The organism is Billgrantia kenyensis, from assembly GCF_013697085.1.
Lineage (GTDB): Bacteria > Pseudomonadota > Gammaproteobacteria > Pseudomonadales > Halomonadaceae > Halomonas > Halomonas kenyensis.
On record NZ_JACEFT010000009.1, the window covers coordinates 33,000 to 54,792 of the forward strand.

At 65.6% G+C, this 21,793-nt stretch carries 18 protein-coding genes and 1 riboswitch; of the genes, 8 read left to right on the forward strand and 10 right to left on the reverse strand.

Going from position 1 to position 21,793, the window contains the following annotated elements; translation table 11 throughout:
- The first annotated feature begins 77 nt into the window (after positions 1-77).
- The gene (locus H1D44_RS08995) at positions 78-1,940 is read left to right on the forward strand and encodes a diguanylate cyclase (protein ID WP_181514517.1); all 1,863 of its coding nucleotides are present in this window, start codon (positions 78-80) and stop codon (positions 1,938-1,940) included.
- Positions 1,941-2,027: 87 nt separating this feature from the next.
- On the forward strand, positions 2,028-2,618 hold the full coding sequence (locus tag H1D44_RS09000; protein ID WP_181514518.1) for a peroxidase-related enzyme: 591 nt from the start codon (positions 2,028-2,030) through the stop codon (positions 2,616-2,618).
- Between the two features lie 7 nt (positions 2,619-2,625).
- Here the strand turns inward: H1D44_RS09000 and H1D44_RS09005 are convergent, their stop codons facing one another.
- Positions 2,626-3,297, reverse strand: a complete 672-nt coding sequence (locus H1D44_RS09005) for a hypothetical protein (protein WP_181514519.1) — start codon at positions 3,295-3,297, stop codon at positions 2,626-2,628.
- A 115-nt stretch (positions 3,298-3,412) separates the two neighbouring features.
- A riboswitch (TPP riboswitch) is annotated at positions 3,413-3,521 on the forward strand.
- Here H1D44_RS09005 and H1D44_RS09010 point away from each other — a divergent pair.
- On the forward strand, positions 3,511-4,908 hold the full coding sequence (locus H1D44_RS09010; protein WP_181514520.1) for a sodium:solute symporter family transporter: 1,398 nt from the start codon (positions 3,511-3,513) through the stop codon (positions 4,906-4,908). It overlaps the preceding riboswitch by 11 nt.
- Positions 4,909-5,005: 97 nt before the next feature.
- On the opposite strand, the gene H1D44_RS09015 is transcribed toward H1D44_RS09010, so the two are convergent.
- Positions 5,006-5,368, reverse strand: a complete 363-nt coding sequence (locus tag H1D44_RS09015) for a DUF5362 family protein (protein ID WP_181514521.1) — start codon at positions 5,366-5,368, stop codon at positions 5,006-5,008.
- Between the two features lie 163 nt (positions 5,369-5,531).
- Here H1D44_RS09015 and ilvD point away from each other — a divergent pair, with 163 nt between their 5' ends.
- Positions 5,532-7,226 (forward strand): dihydroxy-acid dehydratase, encoded by a 1,695-nt coding sequence (gene ilvD / locus H1D44_RS09020; RefSeq protein WP_181514522.1) that lies wholly within the window; start codon positions 5,532-5,534, stop codon positions 7,224-7,226.
- A 76-nt stretch (positions 7,227-7,302) separates the two neighbouring features.
- On the forward strand, positions 7,303-7,491 hold the full coding sequence (locus H1D44_RS09025; protein ID WP_103968574.1) for a hypothetical protein: 189 nt from the start codon (positions 7,303-7,305) through the stop codon (positions 7,489-7,491).
- An 81-nt stretch (positions 7,492-7,572) separates the two neighbouring features.
- Here the strand turns inward: H1D44_RS09025 and H1D44_RS09030 are convergent, their stop codons facing one another.
- From H1D44_RS09030 to H1D44_RS09065, 8 genes are all read right to left on the reverse strand, one after another.
- Positions 7,573-10,683: a molybdopterin dinucleotide binding domain-containing protein gene (locus H1D44_RS09030; RefSeq protein ID WP_181514523.1), complete on the reverse strand. Its 3,111-nt coding sequence runs from the start codon at positions 10,681-10,683 to the stop codon at positions 7,573-7,575.
- Positions 10,676-11,893: an NrfD/PsrC family molybdoenzyme membrane anchor subunit gene (nrfD, locus tag H1D44_RS09035; protein ID WP_181514524.1), complete on the reverse strand. Its 1,218-nt coding sequence runs from the start codon at positions 11,891-11,893 to the stop codon at positions 10,676-10,678. Before nrfD ends, H1D44_RS09030 begins: the two co-directional genes overlap by 8 nt.
- A complete protein-coding gene (dsrO, locus tag H1D44_RS09040; protein WP_181514525.1) occupies positions 11,874-12,653 on the reverse strand; it encodes a sulfate reduction electron transfer complex DsrMKJOP subunit DsrO in 780 nt (259 codons plus the stop codon). The genes nrfD and dsrO overlap by 20 nt, the downstream gene beginning before the upstream one ends.
- A gap of 233 nt (positions 12,654-12,886) precedes the next feature.
- Entirely contained in the window at positions 12,887-13,168 is a 282-nt protein-coding gene (locus H1D44_RS09045) for an XRE family transcriptional regulator (protein WP_181514526.1), read from the reverse strand.
- 145 nt (positions 13,169-13,313) lie between these two features.
- The gene (locus H1D44_RS09050; protein ID WP_181514527.1) at positions 13,314-14,633 is read right to left on the reverse strand and encodes a TRAP transporter large permease; all 1,320 of its coding nucleotides are present in this window, start codon (positions 14,631-14,633) and stop codon (positions 13,314-13,316) included.
- Between the two features lie 64 nt (positions 14,634-14,697).
- Complete coding sequence (locus H1D44_RS09055; protein ID WP_181514528.1) at positions 14,698-15,255, reverse strand: TRAP transporter small permease subunit; 558 nt, start codon at positions 15,253-15,255, stop codon at positions 14,698-14,700.
- Positions 15,248-16,267, reverse strand: a complete 1,020-nt coding sequence (locus H1D44_RS09060; RefSeq protein ID WP_181514529.1) for a TRAP transporter substrate-binding protein — start codon at positions 16,265-16,267, stop codon at positions 15,248-15,250. The genes H1D44_RS09055 and H1D44_RS09060 overlap by 8 nt, the downstream gene beginning before the upstream one ends.
- A gap of 192 nt (positions 16,268-16,459) precedes the next feature.
- Positions 16,460-17,884, reverse strand: coding sequence for an aminotransferase-like domain-containing protein (locus H1D44_RS09065; protein WP_181514530.1), 1,425 nt, complete (start codon positions 17,882-17,884; stop codon positions 16,460-16,462).
- A 157-nt stretch (positions 17,885-18,041) separates the two neighbouring features.
- Between H1D44_RS09065 and gabT the strand changes: the two genes are divergently transcribed.
- The 3 genes from gabT to lhgO all read left to right on the forward strand — a co-directional run bounded on the left by gabT (position 18,042) and on the right by lhgO (position 21,788).
- Positions 18,042-19,328: a 4-aminobutyrate--2-oxoglutarate transaminase gene (gene gabT / locus H1D44_RS09070; RefSeq protein ID WP_181514531.1), complete on the forward strand. Its 1,287-nt coding sequence runs from the start codon at positions 18,042-18,044 to the stop codon at positions 19,326-19,328.
- Between the two features lie 163 nt (positions 19,329-19,491).
- Positions 19,492-20,472: a glutarate dioxygenase GlaH gene (gene glaH, locus H1D44_RS09075; protein ID WP_181514532.1), complete on the forward strand. Its 981-nt coding sequence runs from the start codon at positions 19,492-19,494 to the stop codon at positions 20,470-20,472.
- A 119-nt stretch (positions 20,473-20,591) separates the two neighbouring features.
- Entirely contained in the window at positions 20,592-21,788 is a 1,197-nt protein-coding gene (gene lhgO / locus H1D44_RS09080; RefSeq protein WP_181514533.1) for an L-2-hydroxyglutarate oxidase, read from the forward strand.
- Positions 21,789-21,793: the final 5 nt, after the last annotated feature.

The following is a 21,793-nucleotide window of genomic DNA, read 5'->3' on the forward strand; positions in this document are numbered from 1 at the left end:
GGTTAAACGGGGTAACCAGGGGTCAAACCTGCTAGAGTGGAGGCATCGTAAGGACACGATAAAGGGAGGCGGTGCCCATGCACTGCGCGCTCGCCGGATTGCCAGCCGGCATGGCCAAATGGATGGCTGCCTTGCTCTGGCTACTACTTTCGCTCGTCTCCTGGCAGGCTCAGGCTGCCATCGAGATCACGCCGACATCGTCCGTGATCAAGCCCGGAAACCAGACGCTGGTGCTGGAGGACGAAACGGGCCGGCTTGACTTTGAGCAGGTGCTGCAACAGGCGGAAACGCTCCCCTGGCAGCCGCTGCAACAGGAAGTCCCCAATTTCGGTTTCAGCCATTCATCCTGGTGGCTCAAGCTGGAGTTGCAGAATACCTCCCACGCCCCGTTGCGCCGCCTGCTCGAACTGGGCTCGCCGCTGCCGGGTTTCATCGAGGCCTATGCGGTTGACGATCAGGGTCGAGTGCGGCAGCAATGGCATACCGGCAGCCGGCGCGACTACCGTTCCCGCCCCGTGAGCCACCACAACTTCGTGCTGCCGGTCTATCTGGGGCCGGACGAGTCGCGAGAGGTCTACGTGCGACTTGCCAGCCACGATGGCCTGATGCCTGCCATGCCCCTGCTGCTGATGGACGACGTCAGCTTTCTCGAGCGTACCCAGCGCGAGCTGATGGCCTACAGTCTGCTGTATGGTGGCCTGCTGGCGCTGCTGATCTACAACCTGCTGACGTATATTGCCACCCGCGAGCGAACCTTCCTGCTTTCGGTGCTCTATCTGGGGAGCTTTCTGCTCTTCAACTTTACTCTACGCGGCTTTGGCTATCAGTTCCTGTGGCCGGAGTGGCCGCGCTTCAACCAGTCAATGCTGCTGCTCAGCGTGGGGCTGCTCTATGCCTCCCTGACCCAGTTCAGCGTCGAGTACCTCAACCTCAAAGAGCGCCTGCCGCGCCTGACCAGGGGGCTCTATCTGCTGACCGGCCTGATCGTGATCAGCGTACTGCCGGCCTTTACCGATCGCTTTGCCTGGGTGCTGCGCTTCCTGATCCCGCTGGGAATCGGCTATGCCCTGCTATTGTTCGGCATCAGTGCCTGGCTCAGCCTGCGTCGCAATGGATTGGCGCAGATATTCCTGGCGGCCTGGAGTGCCCTGTTGGTGGGGAGCCTGCTCTATTCCCTGCGGCTGGGGGGCTATGTGCCTTATGGAATGGTCAGCGAATATTCCCTCGAAATGGGCGCGGGCCTTGGATTCCTGCTGCTCGCCTTCGGCCTGGGCTGCAAGATCAATCGCCTGAAGCAGGCCAAGCTGGAGGCCGAGAGGGAGACCTACGAACTGCAGCGCACCCTCAACCAGAAGCTCGAGAGCAAGGTGCATCAGCGTACCCAGGAGTTGGAGCAAGCCAATCTGAAGCTGGCAACCATGGTGCGCACCGACCCCTTGACCGGCCTGCTGAATCGGCGCCAGTTCGAGACCCTGGTAGAGGAGGAGATCCATCGCCGGCATCGCGACGGCAAGCCACTGCTGTTCGCCATGATGGATGTCGACGACTTCAAGCTATTCAACGATACCTACGGTCACCAGGCCGGAGACGAGGTGCTGGTCGAAGTGGCCAAGCTGCTCAAGGCGCACTTCCGCCGCGCCGGAGATCGCCTGTTCCGGCTGGGCGGAGAGGAGTTCGGGATTTTGCTGGAAGCCGAGTCACTGCAGGCGGGACGCTATGCGCTCGAGCGCTTCCGCCATGCCCTCGAGCAGCTGCAGATTCCTCATGAAAAGTCGCGGCACGGTGTCGTGACCGGCTCCTTCGGGCTGGTTTGCTGTGGCGACTACGATCAGGTGCCTTCCGCCATGGCCGTGTATCGTCAGGCAGACCACGCGATGTACGAAGCCAAGCAGCGCAGCCGCAATCGGGTGGTAACCCGCTCGTTGGTAGAGGAGGTGTGAGCGAGCTGTGGCGGATGTCGCATGGACAATGACTTGACGTTGACGTTAACTGTAATAAACCGCACAACAACGACAAGCGAGAACGCCATGACAACTCCGATAAGCCGCTTTCCGGTACCCGAGTCGATCCAGGACCTGCCAGAGGATATCCGCGAGGCCATTCTTGCCGTGCAGGAGAAGGCCGGCTTCGTTCCCAACGTCTTCCTTATGCTGGCGCATCGCCCCGACGAGTTCCGCGCCTTCTTCGCCTACCACGATGCCCTGATGGAACGGGAGTCCGACACCCTGACCAAGGCGGAGAAGGAGATGATCGTGGTGGCCACCAGCGCGCGCAACCGCTGCCTCTACTGTGTGGTGGCACACGGCGCCCTGGTGCGTATCTACAGCAAGGATCCGCTGCTCGCCGACCAGGTTGCCATCAACCATCGCACTGCGCCGATCAGCGAGCGCCACCGGGTGATGCTCGACTTCGCTCTGCACTGCGGACTGGAGGTGGGCGTGCTTACCGACGACTGGCAGGCCCGCCTCTCTGAGGCTGGCTTCACCCACGACGACATCTGGGACATCGGTGCCATCACCGCCTTCTTCGGTCTCTCCAACCGCCTGGTCACCCTCACTGGCACGCCACCCAACCCGGAGTTCTACCTGATGGGCCGGGTGCCGCGGGAGAAGAAGTGAGGAAGGGCTAGTCTTGGCAGGCCTCGAGCAGCTCCAGCACCGGTTCGAGCTGGCTGACATGCAGCGCCAGGATAGTATTGCCCGGTGTGTCGTCGGCAGGGCGGATCACGGCGAACTCTCCCTCTTCCAGGTGGAACTCATGAACTTCCCGTGGGCCTTGCGGTGTTTCGCAGCGGACTGAGCGGTAGCGGTCGTCTTCGCCGTAGGTCAGGCGGTGATAGACCTTGAACAGGGTGTAGAGGGAAAGGCCGTTTTCGAAGGCGGGCCAGCGGGCGGGTATGGTGCGCGTTTCCTCGTCGAGCGTTTCTCCCTTGGCCTCGGCGGCGGCAATGGCCTCGGCCAGTGGACCCGAGAGCAGTGTTGCTTCGTCGTGAGGCAGCGGGGAGGCTGCTGCCAGGGCTTGCTGGTAGCGGGTGCGTACCGGCTCCAGCATCTCGGGCGAGGCAATGGGGTGGTCGCTGTGGGCCAGGTCCTCCGGCTCGAAGCCGCCGTTCTCCCAGCCATGAATGACCCGCAGCGTCAGCCTGCCCTTGGCCAGGGGTTCGCCGATGAGCGCCTGTACGGCAACCCTCAGGTGTAGCTGACGCTCGGTGACCAGGTTGTCGAAGGCGGAGTAAGGGTCGGCAAAGATCTGGTGAAGGCGACCCGGGGCGTGTTCCTTGGCTTCACTGAAAGTCATTTTGGTTCCCTGCGGGGGGGTTAGTTATGATTTTGTCGTTGTTATATCATTCAAGGGGCTCGAGGTCATATCGGCTCGGCAAGGGCCAGCTTGAGACCTGACACTACAATTCATTCACTGTCGCCAGGGGAGTCTCGCATGGATGAGGCTGAGAGAGCGCAAGGCGCTGACCCTGGAACCTGATCCGGTTCATACCGGCGGAGGAAGCGCGACATGCCCTACCTGACGTCAGCCGTGCTTGGCGCGGCGCTACTGTGCTTTGCTTTCCTGGGACTGCGTGCCCGCCGGGCCGATGGCCCCCTCGACGACTACGTTACCGCCCGCAATTCCCAGCCCGCCGCCAGCCTGGGGCTCTCGTTCCTGGCCTCGGGTATGGGAGCGTGGATTTTGTTTGCCCCGCCGGAGATCGGAGCCTTCGTCGGCCCCGTGGCGCTGGCGGGCTACGCCATCGGCTCGGCGCTGCCGTTCATCGTGCTGGGGCTCTATGGCCCGACGATTCGCCGTCACCTGCCCGAGGGGCGCAGCATCGGCGAGTTTGCCGAGGCCTGCTATGGCGTCGGCGTGCGTCGCTGGGTCTCTGTTGTCTCTGTGGCCTATATGGCCATCTTTCTGATAGCCGAGTTGACCGCCATCGGTGCGATTACCGCGCTGCTCTCCGACGTGCCTCCGGCGCTGGTGGTGGTCGGGGTGGCCGTCACCACGCTGCTCTATACCGCCATCGGCGGGCTGCGGGCGAGCCTGGCCACCGACCGCTGGCAGGCCTGGCTGCTGATCGCGCTGTTGCTGGTGGTGGGCGGTGTGGCGCTGCTGAGACTGCCCGAGATGCCGGTCGAGGCGGCACTGCCTTCGATTCCTGTCGGCAGTGCCCTGAGTGTGGCGCTGACGCTGATCATCGCGGTCACGGCCGCCAACCTGTTTCATCAGGGTTACTGGCAGCGGGTGTGGGCGGCGCGGGACGATCGCGCGCTCAATCGCGGCGCCTGGCTGGGCGGCGCCACTACCGTGGCGGTGGTCGCCCTGGTGGGCGGGCTCGGTATGCTGGCGGCCATGAGCGGCGTAGCGCTGGGCGAGCCGCCGATACCCTTCTTTGCGCTGCTTGGCGAGGCTCCGGGCTGGCTGGCGCTACCGGCGCTGGTGCTGGCGGTCACGCTGGTGGCCTCCAGCGTCGATACCCTGCAGAACGGCATCGCCTCGCTGGCGGTGGCAGGCTCCGGTCGGCGTGGCCTCTCCATCGGCGCGGCGCGGCTGGCTACCGTAGTGCTGATGGTGCCGGTGGTGGCAGTGGCGCTGCAGGGCTTCTCGGTACTGCGGCTGTTCCTGATCGCCGACCTGCTGTGTGCCGCCATCGTGGTACCGGTCTTGCTGGGGTTGTGGCGGCGCATGTCGCCACTGGCCGCGGTGGCCGGCGGCGTGGCCGGCATGCTTGGCGCCGTCCTGCCGGGCTGGGTCGCCCAGGGCAGCCTGTCGGCGGGCGTGCTGGCGGCAAGCTTTCCCGGCAGCATTCCCACGCTGCCACCCTTCCTCGGTGCGCTGGCGGCCTCGACACTGGTCAGTCTGCTGATCGCCTGGCTACGTCCAGGCGCGAGGCTTCATCCTACCGCGGTGCGGTGACAACAGCTGGATCTACCTTGAATCCGCCCCTTGGGGGAAGGTCAGGCGCCCGCCGGGAAACACGGCGAGCGCCTGTATTTTGTCGTACCTGAAGTGACTACATGTAGCCGCCCATCATCCCCATCATGCCGGCGGCACCGAACAGCATGCCGATCAAGGCGATGGCCAGATAGATGAGGATCAGCACGCCGAAGATCGTGAAGTAGGTCTTGAGCTTGCCCAGCGTAAACTTCATGTCGCGCGGGTCGCCGCTGTCGAAGACGCGTCCGGCGGCACCGGCGGCCTGCATCAGTACCCAGCCTGCCCAGATGGGGATCCAGGCCACCAGCAGGCCGACGATGGAGAGGGCGGTAAGGATGCCGGAGAGGATCAGCATGATGCCGGTCAGCTGCATCCAGAATTTTCCACGATAGAGCGGCTCGATGAGATCGCGCAGCAGCTCCTGGGAGTTGTGGTCCATGTCACGTTCCTTTATTTGCGATGGGATTGCGATGTGAAGCCCGCACTCTAGCAACCCGGCCGTCCCGCTGCCCCGTTCCAATGCAGAGGCAAGCAAGGTTGTCAGCTGGCACATTGAGCGCCACTCTCTAGGTGTCCCCGACGATTGCAGAGGAAGGTGTCCCATGAGCGATTCGCCCCAGGATCCCCGTCGCCGTCACTCAGCCTCGGTGGTGGATGGCGTCGGCAAGTCGGCTGGCCGCGCCATGCTGCGTGCGGTGGGCTTCACTGACGAGGACTTCTCCAAGCCCCAGGTGGGCATCGCCTCCACCTGGAGCATGGTCACGCCCTGCAACAGCCATATCCATGAGTTGGCCGAGCGAGCCCGCGACGGTGCCGACGGGGCCGGCGGCAAGGGCGTGATCTTCAATACCATCACCATCTCCGACGGCATCGCCAACGGCACCGAGGGCATGAAGTACTCGCTGGTGTCGCGGGAGGTGATCGCCGACTCCATCGAGACCGTGGCCGGCTGCGAGGGCTTCGACGGCCTGGTGACCATTGGCGGCTGCGACAAGAACATGCCGGGTTGCCTGATGGGCATGGCACGCCTTAACCGGCCCAGCGTGTTCGTCTACGGCGGCACCATCCAGCCCGGCAAGAACCACACCGACATCGTCTCGGTGTTCGAGGCCATGGGGGCTCACAGCCGCGGTGACCTGGAGCTGATCGAGCTCAAGCAGATCGAGGAGACGGCCATCCCCGGGCCCGGCTCCTGCGGTGGCATGTACACCGCCAATACCATGGCCTCGGCCATCGAGGCGCTGGGCATGAGCCTGCCGGGCAGCTCGGCGCAAAATGCCGTGTCCCAGGCCAAGCGTGAAGACTGCGAGGCGGCCGGTGCTGCGGTGCTCGAACTGCTCGAGCGCGATATAAAACCTTCCGACATCATGACCCGCGAGGCCTTCGAGAATGCCATCACCGTAGTGATTGCACTGGGCGGCTCCACCAACGCGGTACTGCACCTGATCGCCATGGCCGCTACCGTGGACGTGCCGCTCTCGCTCGCCGACTTCACCGAGATCGGTCGGCGCGTGCCGGTGCTGGCCGACCTGCGCCCCAGCGGCCGCTACATGATGAGCGAGCTGGTCGAGATCGGTGGCATCCAGCCGCTGATGAAGACCCTGCTCGACGCCGGTCTGCTCCACGGCGACTGCCTGACGGTGACGGGCCGGACGCTGGCCGCGAACCTGGCCGGTGTCGAGCCGTATCCGGAGGGCCAGCAGATCATCGCGCCGCTGGACGCTCCGCTCAAGGCCGAGAGCCACCTGCGTATTCTCCACGGTAATCTGGCTCCTGAGGGCGCGGTAGCCAAGATTACCGGCAAGGAGGGCACGCGCTTCTCCGGCAGCGCCCGGGTGTTCGGTTCCGAGGAGGAGGCCCAGGCGCGCATCAATGACGGCACGGTGGTGTCCGGCGACGTGGTGGTGATTCGCTATGAAGGGCCCAAGGGGGGACCCGGCATGCGTGAGATGCTTACCCCCACCTCGGCGATCATGGGCCGCGGGCTGGGTGATTCGGTGGCCTTGATCACCGACGGGCGCTTCTCCGGCGGCAGCCACGGCTTCGTGGTGGGGCATGTCTCGCCCGAGGCTTTCGAGGGCGGCCCGCTGGCGTTGGTCGAGGACGGTGACACCATCACCATCGATGCCGAGGCCGACACCATCGAGCTGCACGTCGACGCTGTGGAGCTGGAACGGAGGCGAGCCGCGTGGCGCCAGCCCGTACCACGTTATACCCGCGGCGTGCTGGCCAAGTACGCCCGCACGGTGAGCTCTGCCAGCACTGGGGCGGTGACGGACCTGGCGCCCGAGGCGTGACGCTGCGGCTTCGTTTGGCTTGCTGACGAGGGTTGACTAGCTTGATGAGGCACACGCAGCAGAGCAAGGAGGCAACATGCCCAAGAGCGGACCCAAGCAGGCACGCGTCGAACCGATCCGTGACGCTCAGGACATGAACCTGCCGGTAACCGGCTGGAACGTGATCGACGAGACGGATCCCAGCAACGAGATCGTCATCTCCGAGCACGACACCGAAGCCGAGGCCATCCGCGTGGCCGAGGAGTACGAGCAGCGCGAAGACTAGAGCCTCGGCGTATGGCAAGGAAGCGAAATCGCCCCGGGCTCTTCTGGCCGGGGCGATTTAGCGTTCCATGGTGAGACAGCACTAGGCGCGGCGGACCCTTACCGGCAGGCCCTGGCGCACGCTGGCGCCGCTGATGGGCTCGAGCCAGGTGCCGTCCACGTGGCGGGTCGGGTCCCGGAAGCCCAGGTCGTTGATGTTGATGCCGGCGCGCAGCCAGGGCATGTCCGGCTGGGACTCGCCGTCGATCACATGCGGCGTGGCGCCGAGGTCCCGGTGGCCGTAGCCGTGCTCGATGCCCAGCGACCCCGGCATCACGCTCTCGCTGACCAGCGCCAGACCCACCACGCTGCCGCCGGGGCTCTCGATGCGGATGGTATCGCCGTGGCGGATGCCGTAGCGCTCGGCGTCCTCACGGTGCATCTGCACCGGGTTGTAGGGCTTGATCATGCGCAGCCGCTCGTTGCCGATGGCGTAGGAGTTCATCAGGTTGGATTTGAACGAGAAGGCGAGCAGCGGCCACTCCTCCTCGAGGAACACCTCACGCATGGCCTGCTGGTTGGCCAGCAGCGGCAGGCTGTGGCCGGGCACGCCGCGGTTGGGTTTGCCGCTCATGGTGTCGATGCTAGTGCCCACCACCTCGTTGTAGACGCACAGGGTGCGGCGCCAGGCGTTGGTCAGCCGCTCGCCGCGGAAGTGGTCGCTGGCGTCCTGGAAGCGCCCGCCGCGGGCGTAGAGGTAGGCCACCCGGCCACGCTCCTCCTCCTTGAGGGTGCGTTCGAGACGCGGCAGCAGCGGGGTGAGCCCGGCGTGGGCGATGTCGCTCTCGTCGGCCTCGGGCAGCGGCTCGTCCATGTAGGCGATGTTGGCCGCGGCGCGCAGGTAATAGTCCTCGGCGCGGTTGAGCGGGTGCAGGTTGCCCTCGGCATCGGGGATCGCCTCGTCGCCGAAGCCGGAAAGGCCCAGGCGCCTGGCCACGGCGATGAAGAAGCTGTCCTGGCACACCGGTTCGCCCTCGGCGGTCTTCTGCTGGCGCGGCGCCACCACCGGCCAGCAGGCGGTGGTCAGGCGGCCCAGCGTGCCCTTCCAGGCGCCGGTGAAGCCCCATACCTCGTACATCACCGAATCGGGCACGATGTAGTCGGCGTAGCGGTTGGTCTCGTTGATGAAGCCGTCCACCGCTACGAAGAGCCCCAGGCGCTTCGGGTCCTTGAGCTTGTCGGCGATCATCGCCTCGAGCCCAGCCTGGCCGTAGATGGGGTTGGCCATGCAGCCGATCAGCGCCTTGATCGGGTAGGGGTAGCCGTCCAGCGCCGAGGGCAGGTGCTCGGTGAGGGTGGGCGGGGCGAAGGAGCGCCACGGCGCCTTGGCCGGGTAGGGGTTCTCGCCGGCCTCGACCTTGCGGCGGTACTCCGAGGAGCGCTCGTAGGGGAAGCGCGAACGGGAGAGAAAGACCCCCTGGGGGCCGCGCTTGCCGGGGAAGTCCACGAGATCGTAGCGGGGGCCCTGGCTGAAGCCGTTGAACTGGCCGCCGCCCACGGCGCTGCCGCCCTTCATGTTGACGTTACCGGCCAGCAGGTTGAGCATCTGCACCGCGAAGGCGGCGTAGAAGCCGTTGCCGGACATCATGCCGCCGTGGCAGTTGACCACGGCGCGGCGGCCGTGGCCGGCGTAGCGTTCGGCCAGCTCGACGATGGTGGCCTCGGGGATGCCGCAGTGCTGAGCGTAGGTGGCCAGGTCGTACTCGTTGGCTGATTCGCGCAGCAGGGTCATGCTGCTCTTCACCCGCACGGTGGTGCCAGGCCCTTCCGACGAACCGGCAAGTTCCACCTCGCGGTCCACGAAGAGCTCGGCGGCCATCGCCTCCTCGCCGTGAACGAGCTCGCCGTCGACCACCACCAGGGGGGCATCGGCGTCGCTGCCGGCCTCGGCCAGGCTCAGGTCGCTGGCCATCAGGAAACGGCCGCGGCGGGGGTGGTCCTGGGTGTCGATCACCAGGTGGGTGGCGTTGGAGTGGGTGGCCTCGCCGGCGGCGTCCGCGGCGGCCTTGCCGGGCAGTTCCAGGAACGCCCGGGCGTAGCCCTCGTTGTCGAGCAGCCACTGGATGATGGCCATGGCGAAGGCGCTGTCGGTGCCGGGGCGGATCGGCACCCAGCGGTTGTGGTCGGCGGCGTGGGAGGCGGCGGCGTTGAGCGCCGGGTCCACCACCACGTACTCCAGGGTGCCCTCGGCGCGGGCCTTGGCGATCAGCCGGCCCTGGCGCTTGAAGGGGTTGCCCGCCTGGCTCGGCGCGGTGCCGATGTACATGATGAAGCGGGCGTTCTGGATGTCCGGCTTGACGTGGGCGTTGGCACCCAGGTCGTTCATCACCGCCCCCGAGCCCATGCGGAAAGCCAGGCCGCAGTAAGAGCCGTGGTGACCGTAGTTGCGGGTGGCGAAGGCGTTCAGCGTGAAGCGCTTGAGCAGCTCCGAGCGGCCGTAGTCGGTGGCCTCCATCACCATCAGCTGGTTGGCCCTGGGGCCGAATTCCGGGTTCTCCGGGTCGATGAGGCTGTCGTGGTCGTGGATGGCGCGCAGGCCGTCCACGTGGCCCTCGCCGAACAGGTCGCCGCCCTCGCAGACCTCCTCGATCAGCTGCTCGAAGGAGATCTTCTGCCACTGGCGCTCGCCGCGCTCGCCTACCCGCTTGAGGCAGTGGTCGATGCGGAAGGGGCTCTCCAGCTGGCTCATCATGGCGTTGCCGCGGGCGCAGGCGGTGGAGCGGTTGACCTGGCCCTGGTCGCCGTAGGCGCTGACGTGGCGCAGCGCCTCGGCCACCGGGGTGCGCATGGGCAGGTGGTCGTCGGCAGAGAGCGGGTGGTAGGGGTTGCCGGAGACGCGCAGCACCCGGTCGCTCTCGTTGTCGACGCGCACCCGCACGCCGCACTGGGTGGTGCAGCCGTAGCAGATGGTGAAGGCGGTGCGCTGGTCCGGGTTGAGGGTGAGCTCGCCGCTGTCGAGGTCGACCCGGTATTCCGGCACCAGGGAGTTGCCGTGGATCGGGTGCTTCGGCGTCTCGCCGGCGCTGCCGGTCACGCCCTTGGCCATCTTGGCCAGGGGGTCCGAGTAGCCGGCGACGAAGGTGGCGGCACCGCCGGCGGCGACGGCACCCTTCATGAAGCGGCGGCGTGAGGTATCGACGGGGGACTTAGCCATGGCGGGGCGCTCCTTCCATGTTGTGTGCAGCGCGTTGGGCGTCGGACTGTGCGGGGCTGTCGGAGCTGTCCGAGAGTGAGACGTCGGCGGCGCTGCCGCCCTGGCGCGCCTGGCGCCAGGGGATCAGCAGGTCGATCACCAGAGCTGCGGCAAGCCACAGGCCGAAGGTGCCCACGATGCCGAGCAGGCCGGAGGAGCCGGCGGGGATGCCGTAGTGGTGAAAGCCGGCGCTGTTGCGGGCCACGTGCTGCACGTCCATCAGCACCACCCAGCGGAACATCCAGCCCATGTGGATGGCCACCAGGCCCAGCACCCAGGCCCAGGCGAAGAGGGCCGGGCGGCGGGCGGCGGGGCGGGTAAGCAGGTAGAGCACGGCGCCGAAGAGGGCCACCCCGGTCAGGCCGCCCCAGAGGGCGGTGCTGCGCCAGGAGGGGCTTGCGCGCACCGAGTCCAGCGCCGCGGCCACCGAGCCTACGTTGGCGTTGATGCCGTCCAGGAACCAGCTGCCGGCGACCAGGCCGGCGACCAGGCAGGCGCCCAGCAGCACCCTGAGCATCTGGCCGATGGTGGCCTGGTCACGCAGGCCGCTGACCCGGTTGAGCACCAGGATCAGGCCGGCGGCGGCGATGAAGCCGGTGGCGACCAGCATCGGCGGCAGCCAGACGGTGTGCCACAGCGGGCGCGCCTTGACCACGGCGAGCTCGGCGCCGGTATAGAGCATGATGCCGGTGGAGAGCGCGAGGGTGCCCAGGCCCACCAGCACCAGCGCCGCGCGCGGGGTGGGGGCGGAGCCGAACGACAGCAGGCGGGCGGCGAGGCCCGGCAGGCCGGGTGCCTGGCGGCTGGCCTGCAGCACCGGGCGCCAGGCCAGCCAGGCGAGCAGCAGCACGCCCACCACGTAGAGCGGCAGCAGCAGGCTGCCGATGGACATCCAGGAGCTCGAGGTGGCGTAGGCATAGAAGTGCCAGAAGCGCAGCGGTTGGTGCAGGTCGGCGAGCAGCGCCACCGGGGCGACCAGGGTGGTGGTCAGGCAGGCCAGCATGGCCAGGCGTGCGGTGGGCAGCCAGCGCTGCTTGCCGAACACCAGGGCCGGAGCCGCCAGCCACAGGGTGGCGTAGGAGAGCGCGATCAAAAAGAAGTACTGCACTGCCCAGGGGTACCAGGCGATGGCGTAGCGGGGCGCGAGCAGCTCAATGGCCATGGAATTCATAACCCATCTCCTTGCCGTGGGGATCGAGGACTTCCAGGGCCACCGGCTCGGCGAGCGGGCGCGTGATGAAGCGCTCGTCCATGCCGAGGTAGAAGACCTGGGGCAGGGTGTTCTTTTCGGGCTGCAGCACCATCAGCTCGTCGCGGTGCTCCGCGATCATGCGGCTGATCTGGCTCTCGGGGTCGCGCATGTCGCCGATGATCCGCGCGCCGCCCACGCAGCTCTCCACGCAGGCCGGCAGCAAGCCGGCTTCCAGGCGGTGAGCGCAAAAGGTGCACTTGTCGGCGGTCTGAGTCCTGTCGTTGATGAAGCGGGCGTCGTAGGGGCAGGCGTTGACGCAGTAGGCGCAGCCCACGCAGCGGTCGCTGTCCACCACCACGATGCCGTCCTGCTGCTGATAGGTCGCCTGGACCGGGCAGACCGGCACGCAGGGCGGGTTCTCGCAGTGGTTGCACAGGCGCGGCAGCATGAAGGTGGCAAGCTCACCGCTCTCCTGATGCTCCACCTCGTACTGAGAAACGGTGGTGCGAAACTTGCCCAGCGGAGCGTCGTTCTCGATATGGCACGACACGGTGCAGGCCTGGCAGCCGATGCATTGGCGCAGGTCGATGAGCATGCCGTAGCGCTTGGTGGGGTCGCCTTCTCGGCGGGGCGGCTGGCTGTTGATGCCGGCGCTGGCAACGCTTGCGAGCGGTATCAGGGCGGCACCCGCGCTGAGGCGGGCCAGCTGACCGAGCAAGGATCGACGAATAGAGTCCATGGCGCCTCCGGTGGCCTTCGTTTTCATGGAGCGAGGGGATGACGACAGGCTACCTTCTACCAAGGTCTAGGCGCTTGATGTGAGTCAACTAAACGTTAGCAAGCTCTTAATGTTCGCTTAATGTTTCCCTAAGCTGATGTGGGGAAAGAGAAAAAAAGCGATAAAAAAACGCCTCGCGCAGTGCGAGGCGTTCTATATCTGGCCGTGAGGCGTACCATCTTCGTGGTGGCGTATCAGTAGTTGAGAGCGCCTTCCGGATCGATGGTGTGATAGACCAGCCGCAGCTCATCGAGAGAGAGGTGCTCGAGGCGGCCTGCCAGCAGGTCGCTGATCTTCTGGGCCGGTAGTCCGGCACGGCGCGCGATATCGCGGCAGCCGAGGTCGGAGACGGCGATCAGCCTTGTGACGATGCGCATCAGGCGTGTGCGCTTTTCCAGGTCCCTGACATCGAGGTCAGGGCAGCTTCGCGGGGGGTCGAGGAGTTCCGCATTGGAAGTGTGTCGTGCCGTACTCATGATGCTCCAGTGGGCGTTTGCGACACACACATCATGGGGGCATTTGGACAATTTTGCCAGTGCCGATTCGATGATGTTTTCACGCTTGGGGAAGGCAGGCTTCGATCCTGGGGCGGAGTGCCCGGGAGGGCACTCCGCCAGCCGGCTAGAACAGTACGCTCGGCAGCCACAGGGCGATTCCCGGGAAGGCCACGATCAGTGCAAGGCCCAGGATCTGCAGGCCCACGTACGGCAGCGCGGAGCGGTAGATGTCGATGATAGAGATCGACTTCGGTGCCACCGACCTCATGTAGAAGAGGTTGTAGCCAAAGGGTGGCGTCAGGTAGGCGGACTGCATGCTGAGAATGAACAGTACCGCAAACCAGGTGGTGTCGAAGCCGAGTTCACGCACGATGGGCACATAGAGCGGTACCGTGATGAACAGGATGGCGAAGTCATCCAGGAACATACCCAGCAGGAAGAAGCTGAGCAGCATGAAGAGGATCACGGTATAGGGCGACAGGGCGAAGTCGTGAATCATGTCGCTGATGATCATGCCGGCGCCCAGACCCATGTAGATGCGGCTGAAGAAGACCGCGGCGATGGCGATCCAGATCAGCATCCCGGTGATCTTGGTGGTATTGAGCATCACGTAGCGCAGCAGCTTCCAGCTCAGCTTGCCACGCATGGCTGCGATCAGCAGGGCGCCGCCGGCCCCCACCGCGGAAGCCTCCGAGGGCGAGGTCACGCCACCGATGATGCAGCCGAGCACCGTCACCACCAGCAGGCCCGGAGCGATGACATGGCGCAGCGACTGGAGTTTCTCCCGGACCGTGAAGCGTTCCTGCGCGGGCGCAGCCGGACCCAGCTCGGGGTTGAGGCGGCAGCGGATCAGGATGTAGGCCATGTAGATGCCGGCGAGCATCAGGCCGGGCATCAGGCCCGCGGCGAACAGCTTGCCGACGGATTCCCGGGCGAGGAAGGCGTAGACGATCATCAGTACGCTGGGCGGGATCAGGAAACCCAGCGCCCCGCCGGCCATGATGGTGCCGGTGACCAGGCGCTTGTGATAGCCGCGCTTGAGCATGGCCGGCAGGGCGATGATGCCCAGGCTAACGGTGGCGGCACCGGAAACGCCCGCCATGGCGGCGATCAGCGCGCAGATCAGCACCGTACCCACGCCAAGCCCGCCGGGGATACTGCCCATCCACTTGTGGATCATGTCGAACAGGGCGTCGGTGATGCCGGATCGTTCGAGTACCAGGCCCATGAAGATGAACAGCGGCAGGGATACCAGCAGGAAGTTGTCCATGGCGCTATAGGCGGAGGCCAGCAGCAGGTCCAGGCCGCCGGGGCCGAACATCAGGTAGGCACTGCCCATGCCGGAGATCATCAGCGCCAGGGCCAGCGGGGCCCCCATCGCCATGAGCACCAGCATGGAGAGGAACATGATGGCGGTGATTGTCAGGGGCTCGAGTTCAGCCATAAGCAAGCTCTGTGTGAGGCACGCCCGAGGGACGTGCCTTTCATGATGCGTTTAGAAGCGCTCTCTAGCGCTCTGTGTCTTCCAGGTCATCGCGCAGGTCGTCGCGGGGGTCTTCATAGGCGATACCGGCCAGACGAAGCGCCGCGCGTACCAGTTCAGCCAGGCACTGCAGCATCATCAGACCGACGGCCAGAGGGATGGTGGCCTTGATCGGCCACAGGGGCGGCCGCCACACGCTGCGGTTGGAGAACTCGCCGATGCGCCATGAGTGGTAGGCGAAGTCCACCGCCATGTGGAGGACGACCGCCAGTACCACCAGCGCCAGACCGAAGATCACCACGTCGCAGAAAGCCTGGGCCCGAAACGGAAGCAGGCGATAGATGACGTCGCTGCGCACGTGACCGTGATGTCGGAGGGTGTAGCTTCCCGCCAGGATGCTCAGGGCGCCGAAGAACATGGTCGACAGCTCATGCCCCCAGATCGTGGGGGAGTTGAGCAGGTAGCGAGACACGACCTCGAAGAGCAGCACCCCGATGATGCCCAGCGTCAGCCAGGAGACGGCCCTGCCGACCCAGTCGGAAAGACCGTCCTGCACCCTCAGGTAGCGGGTGACTTTACTCACTCAAACGTCCTTGCTCGACGGCGTTGTTGATCAGAATCTCGACGGCACGGGCATTGCGCTCGGACTTCTCGGCCTCGGCTTCCCAGACGGGCAGGGCGGCTTCGGCCAGGCGGTTGGAGTCCTCTTCCGACAGCTCGGCGACTTCGAAGATGTCGCCGGCCTCGATCACGGCACGGTTGCCCTCTTCCAGCCAGTTGTGCACGTCCAGCAGGTACTGGTCGATGGCCTCGGTCAAGATGCTGCGCTGCTCCTCGCTGAGACGCTCCCAGGTGCGCGGGTTGACCAGGGCGTTCTCGGTCCAGCCCGGGTTGAGCAGGTTGATGTCGGTGTAGTGCTTGGCGACTTCATGCAGCTTGAGCTGCTCGTATTCCACCGGGCCGCCGTAGACGGCGCCGTCGATCACGCCGGTCGAGAGCGCCACGTAGAGTTCTTCACCCGGCAGGAAAACGGTCGGGACGTCAAATTTTTCCAACACGGTTGCAATGGAGCTGGTCGCTCGGATGCGCATGCCGCGCAGGTCGTCCAGGCTGCTGACGGGCTCACGGGTGAGCAGGCCGTAGTCGCTGCCGAAGCCGCGGCCGATCAGCTTGGCGCCCTGTTCCTCGTAGGCTTCGGCTACCAGTTCGTCGAGCCCCTGGTTGGCGAAAATGTCACGGGCTTCGTCGGCACTGACCCAGGCGCCCGGCAAGCCACCTTCGATGATTCCGATGCCGACGCGCCCCGGCCAGTAGCTGCCTACGCCATGCGCGATGTCGATGGTGCCGCGCGCCACGGCGTCAACGAACTGGTCGCTGTCGACCAGCTCGCCGCCGCGGAAGAACTGAATGCGAATCGAGCCGTCGCTGGCCTCGCTGACGCGGTCGCGCAGGTCGGCGGCAATGTGATCGACCTCGGTGCCGTAGAAGGTGTGCATGCGCAGGCGCACGTTGTCTGCGTACAGCAGCGGGCTAGCCACGATGGTGGCTGCGACGGAAGTGGCCAGGGTGGTCTTGATCAGGCTGGAAAACTTCATGGGAACCTCTTTCAGAGCGGGAGTGGGTTGTAAGTTGTAGCCGCGGGTTGACGTTCGCGGTGCTCGTCCATGCTGTTGAGTAAATCACACGAAAAGAGGTCGTTCCATAGAAATTTCTACAGAATTGGTCGGATATCTATGTTATGTCGACAGCTGCGTAGCGGAAATTCGGCACGCGGTGCAGGGAGCGTCTCAGGTATCCAGCAGGCGGGTCAGGGCAAGCCGCAGGCGGTTCGCCTCAGCAGCCAGGAGGCGCCCCGACAGCATGCCGACGCCTAGTATCAGGCCGCTACGGAAATCGTCGGCGCTGCACACGGGGCTCAAGGGGCGGGTGATGAGGTGGGCTTGTAGCAGCTTGCGGGCGATGCGGCGGTCGTCGACCCCTGGCGCGAACTGCACGCAGAGGCTGATCGAGTGGCTGGGCGGGGAGACATGCACCACGCCCGGCACTCGGACCAGCTGGTCGTGCATGACCTGCTGCCGGGCCAGGTAGTCACGCTGGATCCTGGCGTACCAGGTATCGAGCTCGCCCTCGGCGAGAAACTGCGCAAGGACTGCCTGGTCGAGCAGGCGTCCCTCGCGAAAAACCTCGCTTCTGAGCTGGTTGAGCGGCTCGACAAGTTCTCTGGGGGCCACCAGGTATCCCAGCCGCAGGCCGGGGAACATCAGCTTGGAAAACGAGCCCACCAGCAGGTGCTGTGGCGAGCGTCCGTCGAATAACAGGTTGGCGCCGTCCTGGCCGGTGAATTCGTAGTCGTCCTCGAGCACGAAGCGTGGGGCAGCCGCATCACACAAGGCGACCCGATGCGCCGGCGATGTGGGCACGCTCAGCGGGTAGTGGTGCGAGCCGGTAAAGTACGCCAGCTGCACGGGGTGGTTCGAGCGCCGCGGGGCATGGCCCGTATCGGCATGCCAGGCGACCCGCTCTACCGTCGCCCCTACGGCGGTGAAGATATTGCGCGCTCCCCAGTAGCAGGGCGACTCCATCAGCACCCGGTCGCCCGCGTCGGTCAGGGCCAGGGCGCATAGCTCGATGCCGTTATGAGTGCCGTCGGTGATGATGATCTGTTCGGTGTCGCAGGTGAGTCGTCGCCAGCCCCACAGGAAGTCGCGAATGGCCCGCTTGAGCGGGCCGTAGCCGCCGCTGGAGTAGGAGAGCAGTAGGGCATTGCGCGGTACGGTCACGCTGGAATAAAGCTCGCGCCACTTGGTCATGGGGAACTGGGTGATATCCGGAATGCCCGGCATGAAGGCACCGCTCTGGATGGCGCTGGCACTGCGGGTCTGCAGGATGCTGCGAGCCCGGGTGGAGAGCGATGGGGAGTGCGTGGATGAAGGCGGTTGTGACAGGCGCGGTCGACGAGTCCAGGTGCCCTGGCCCTGGCCGGTGACGAGAAGGCCCTCGTCTCGCAAGCGCCTTACGGCCTGGGCCAGGGTGTCCCGGGCCGCCCCCAGCTCCCGGCACAGCGTTCGGTGGGAGGGCAGCCGGCTGCCATCTGGCCAGTCGTGGAGGATGGCCAGGCGCAGGGCCTGTTCGATGCGCGCACTCTTGCCGAGGCGTTCCGGTTGCAGCTGGAAGCGCTTCCGAAGTGCGGCCAGGGGTACGGGTGCGGTCATGTTTTCGGTTGTCAGGGCCGGAAGAAGCGGCCGCCAGTATGCCGTGTGCCCGGCGAATTGGTCCAGTCGTGGAGGGAATTGGTCCATAGGCGGTAGCTGAGGCGGCTGATAGCTTGCCTTTCACCCGTCTCACTCTAAGACCCCTGAGGACACCCTTATGTCTCGCAGCTTCACCAACGCTGAACTCAATGAACTCAAGAACCGCTTCGTGGCGAGGGGGGCCGCCACCCCCACCGAGCAGTTCGTGGCCCGCGCCGAAAATGCCGAAATGTGGGACGAGGATGGTCGTCGCTGGATCGACTTCGCCGGTGGTATCGGTGTGCTCAACCTGGGGCACCGCCACCCCAGGATCGTCGAGGCGGTCCAGGCGCAGCTCGGCCGTGTGATGCACACCTGCTCAGCGGTAATCTCCTATGCCCCCTACATCCAGCTGTGCCAGCGCCTGTGCGAAGTGGCGCCGGTGAAGGGGCCAGAGCGCAAGGCGATGCTGGTCAACACTGGCGCCGAGGCGCTGGAGAACGCAGTCAAGATCGCCCGTGCCGCCACCGGCCGCTCCGGGGTGATCACCTTCGACGGCGCCTTCCACGGCCGTACCATGCTGACGCTGGCGATGACCGGCAAGGTGCTGCCCTACAAGAACGATTTCGGCCCCATGCCGGGAGACGTCTACCGCGCCCCCTACCCCAATCCGCTGCACGGCATCAGCGAGGAAGCGGCCCTCGAGGGACTGGAGAAGGTATTCAAGACCGATATCCCCGCCCATCGGGTGGCAGCCATCGTCATCGAGCCGGTGCAGGGCGAGGGCGGTTTCTACATCGCCTCGCCGGCCTATCTCAAGGCGCTGCGCGAGCTGTGCGATCGCCACGGCATCCTGCTGATCGTCGATGAGGTGCAGTCGGGCTTCGCCCGCACCGGCAAGCTGTTCGCGCTCGAGCACAGCGGCATCGAAGCGGACATGCTGACCACCGCCAAGTCGCTGGCCAACGGCATGCCGCTCTCGGCGGTAGTGGGTACCGCCGAGGTGATGGACGCCTCCGGCCCCGGCTCGCTGGGCGGCACCTACAGCGGTAACCCGCTCTCCTGCGCCGCGGCGCTGGCGGTGCTGGATGTGATCGAGGAGGAGAACATCCTCGCCCGCAGTGAGCAGATGGGCCGCCTGCTGGCCGAGCGTTTCGCCGTGTGGGAAGAACGTTTCGCTGCTGTAGGCAATGCGCGCAATCTGGGCGCCATGGCGGCCTTCGAACTGCTCGATGCCGATGGTCGGCCCGATCCTGCCAAGGCACAGGCGCTGTGCGCCAAGGCCCGCGAGCAGGGACTGATCCTGCTTTCATGCGGCTTCTACGGCAACACCGTGCGTATCCTGGTGCCCATCACCGCAGCATCCGAGCTGGTCGAGGAGGGGTTGGGCATCATCGAGCGCTCGCTGGACGCGCTCTCTGCCTGACGATTCCCTGCTGATTGGTTGCTTGGCCGAGGCCCGCGATGGGCCTCGGCATTTTTTTTGCCATGATGTGTCAACATAGATCAAATATTTTGACATAAAATAAAAGCGTAGATATTTTCGGAGGGCAGTCATCTCAGTCCACAACACCCCCTGGAGACCTGACATGTCGATCCTGACCCAGCTTCCCGCTACTGCCATGCCGCTGCCCGCCGATATCCGCGGCTTCACCCTGGCCCCTTCCGCTGCCTCCCCGCGCCTGATCCAGCTGACGATCTCCCGCGAGGTGGTCGAGGCCTTCGTGGCGGCCGTGGCCGAGTGGCCGGTGCAGGCGCTGGAGTACAAGTCGATGCTGCGCTTCCGCGTGGCCAGGATCCTGGACGACCTGTGCGACAACACCCTGCAGCCGGTGCTGGTCAACACCTTGGTGGACCGTGCCACCGGTGGCTTCCAGGTGGTCATGGAAGGGCTCGACTGCGTCGAGCAGGCCGAGGAGATGGTCAAGGTGTCCACCGCCGTGGCCCACCTGATGGGTCGCTCCAACTACGACGCCATGAGCGGCCAGTACTACGCCCGCTTCGTGGTCAAGAACGTCGACAACTCCGACTCCTACCTGCGTCAGCCGCATCGCGTCATGGAGCTGCACAACGACGGTACCTTCGTCGAGCAGGACACCGACTACGTGCTGATGATGAAGATCGACGAGCAGAACATGGAAGGTGGCAACTCCCTGTTGCTGCACCTGGACGACTGGGCCGAGCTGGAGCGCTTCTTCGCCCACCCGTTGGCCCACCGGCCGATGCGCTGGACCGCGCCACCCAGCAAGAAGGTCGACCGCGACGTCTTCCATCCGGTCTTCGACGTGGACCGCGAGGGGCGCCCGATCATGGCCTACATCGACCAGTTCGTGCAGCCCAAGGACTATGAGGAGGGTAACTGGCTGACCGACCTCTCCGAGTCCCTGGAGACCAGTCCGGCCATCGTTTCCCTGCCCAACCCGGTGGGCAGCTTCCTGCTGATCAACAACCACTTCTGGCTGCACGGTCGCGACCGCTTCACCCCGCACCCGGACCTGCGCCGCGAGCTGATGCGCCAGCGCGGCTACTTCACCCACGCCAAGACCCTGCGCAACCCGCGCCAGGTGTAAGGCGGGAAGTGACGGCAGCCCGAGCGGTTGTCATGATGTGAGCCATGCCACGCCTCGCGGCGTGGCATGCGCGTGTCCGCAAGCGCGTCTCAGCCAGCGCGTTTCAGCAGAGAGAGAAGATGCACGATTTCATCATTGTCGGCGGCGGCATCCTGGGGATGTCTACCGCCATGCAGCTCAAGCAGGCCTACCCCGACCGGCGCATGCTGCTGCTCGAGAAGGAAGCGGGGCCGGCCCGGCACCAGACCGGCCACAACAGCGGCGTGATCCATGCCGGGGTCTACTACACCCCGGGCAGCCTCAAGGCGCGCTTCTGCCTGGCCGGCAACCGCGCCACCGTCGAGTTCTGCCAGGCCCACGATATCCCCTATGACACCTGTGGCAAGCTGCTGGTGGCCACCAACGAGCTGGAGATGGAGCGCATGAAGGCGCTCTGGGAGCGCACCGAAGCCAACGGCCTGGAGCGCGAGTGGCTCTCCAGCGAGGCGCTGGCCGAGCGCGAGCCCAACATTACCGGGGTCGGCGGCATCTTCGTGCCTTCCAGCGGCATCGTCGACTACGCCGCGGTGACCCGGGCCATGGCCGCCGAGTTCGAGAGCATGGGCGGCGAGATCCGCTACGGCTGCGAGGTGACGGGCCTGGAGGAGCGCAGCCAGGAAGTCGTGGTGAAAAGCCGCGATGGCGAATTCACCGGCCGCTACCTCGTCACCTGCTCGGGGCTGATGGCTGACCGGGTGATCCGTTTGCTGGGCCAGGATCCGGGCTTCACCATCTGCCCCTTCCGTGGCGAGTACTACCGCCTGCCGGCCAAGCACAATGCGATCGTCAACCACCTGATCTACCCGATCCCTGACCCCTCCATGCCGTTCCTGGGCGTGCACCTGACGCGCATGATCGACGGCAGCGTAACGGTAGGCCCCAACGCGGTGCTCGCCTTCAAGCGCGAGGGCTATCGTAAGCGAGACGTCTCGCTGCCTGACCTGGCGCAGATGTTCACCAACCCGGGCATCCTCAAGGTACTGGCGCGCAACCTGCGCCCCGGGCTCGTCGAGATGAAGAATTCGCTCTACAAGCGCGGCTATCTGGAGCTGGTGCGCAAGTACTGCCCCAGCCTCACCGTCGAGGACCTCGAGCCCTACCCGGCCGGGGTGCGCGCTCAGGCGGTCTCCCGGGACGGCAAGCTGGTGGACGACTTCCTGTTCGTCAACACCCGACGCACCCTCAACGTGGGCAACGCTCCCTCGCCGGCGGCGACCTCCGCCATCCCCATCGGCGCGCACATCGTCGAGCAGGTGAAGGCGATGGTGGAGGGCTGAGGCCC

Bases quoted from the DNA above. Each gene is read 5' to 3' on its own strand.
- H1D44_RS09000 (WP_181514518.1), top strand. From the start codon at position 2,028: ATGACAACTCCGATAAGCCGCTTTCCGGTACCCGAGTCGATCCAGGAC.
- ilvD (WP_181514522.1), top strand. From the start codon at position 5,532: ATGAGCGATTCGCCCCAGGATCCCCGTCGCCGTCACTCAGCCTCGGTG.
- H1D44_RS09025 (WP_103968574.1), top strand. From the start codon at position 7,303: ATGCCCAAGAGCGGACCCAAGCAGGCACGCGTCGAACCGATCCGTGAC.
- H1D44_RS09065 (WP_181514530.1), bottom strand. From the start codon at position 17,884: ATGACCGCACCCGTACCCCTGGCCGCACTTCGGAAGCGCTTCCAGCTG.
- H1D44_RS09060 (WP_181514529.1), bottom strand. From the start codon at position 16,267: ATGAAGTTTTCCAGCCTGATCAAGACCACCCTGGCCACTTCCGTCGCA.
- H1D44_RS09015 (WP_181514521.1), bottom strand. From the start codon at position 5,368: ATGGACCACAACTCCCAGGAGCTGCTGCGCGATCTCATCGAGCCGCTC.
- H1D44_RS09050 (WP_181514527.1), bottom strand. From the start codon at position 14,633: ATGGCTGAACTCGAGCCCCTGACAATCACCGCCATCATGTTCCTCTCC.
- H1D44_RS09030 (WP_181514523.1), bottom strand. From the start codon at position 10,683: ATGGCTAAGTCCCCCGTCGATACCTCACGCCGCCGCTTCATGAAGGGT.
- gabT (WP_181514531.1), top strand. From the start codon at position 18,042: ATGTCTCGCAGCTTCACCAACGCTGAACTCAATGAACTCAAGAACCGC.
- dsrO (WP_181514525.1), bottom strand. From the start codon at position 12,653: ATGGACTCTATTCGTCGATCCTTGCTCGGTCAGCTGGCCCGCCTCAGC.
- lhgO (WP_181514533.1), top strand. From the start codon at position 20,592: ATGCACGATTTCATCATTGTCGGCGGCGGCATCCTGGGGATGTCTACC.
- glaH (WP_181514532.1), top strand. From the start codon at position 19,492: ATGTCGATCCTGACCCAGCTTCCCGCTACTGCCATGCCGCTGCCCGCC.
- H1D44_RS09045 (WP_181514526.1), bottom strand. From the start codon at position 13,168: ATGAGTACGGCACGACACACTTCCAATGCGGAACTCCTCGACCCCCCG.
- H1D44_RS09005 (WP_181514519.1), bottom strand. From the start codon at position 3,297: ATGACTTTCAGTGAAGCCAAGGAACACGCCCCGGGTCGCCTTCACCAG.
- H1D44_RS09010 (WP_181514520.1), top strand. From the start codon at position 3,511: ATGCCCTACCTGACGTCAGCCGTGCTTGGCGCGGCGCTACTGTGCTTT.
- H1D44_RS08995 (WP_181514517.1), top strand. From the start codon at position 78: ATGCACTGCGCGCTCGCCGGATTGCCAGCCGGCATGGCCAAATGGATG.
- nrfD (WP_181514524.1), bottom strand. From the start codon at position 11,893: ATGAATTCCATGGCCATTGAGCTGCTCGCGCCCCGCTACGCCATCGCC.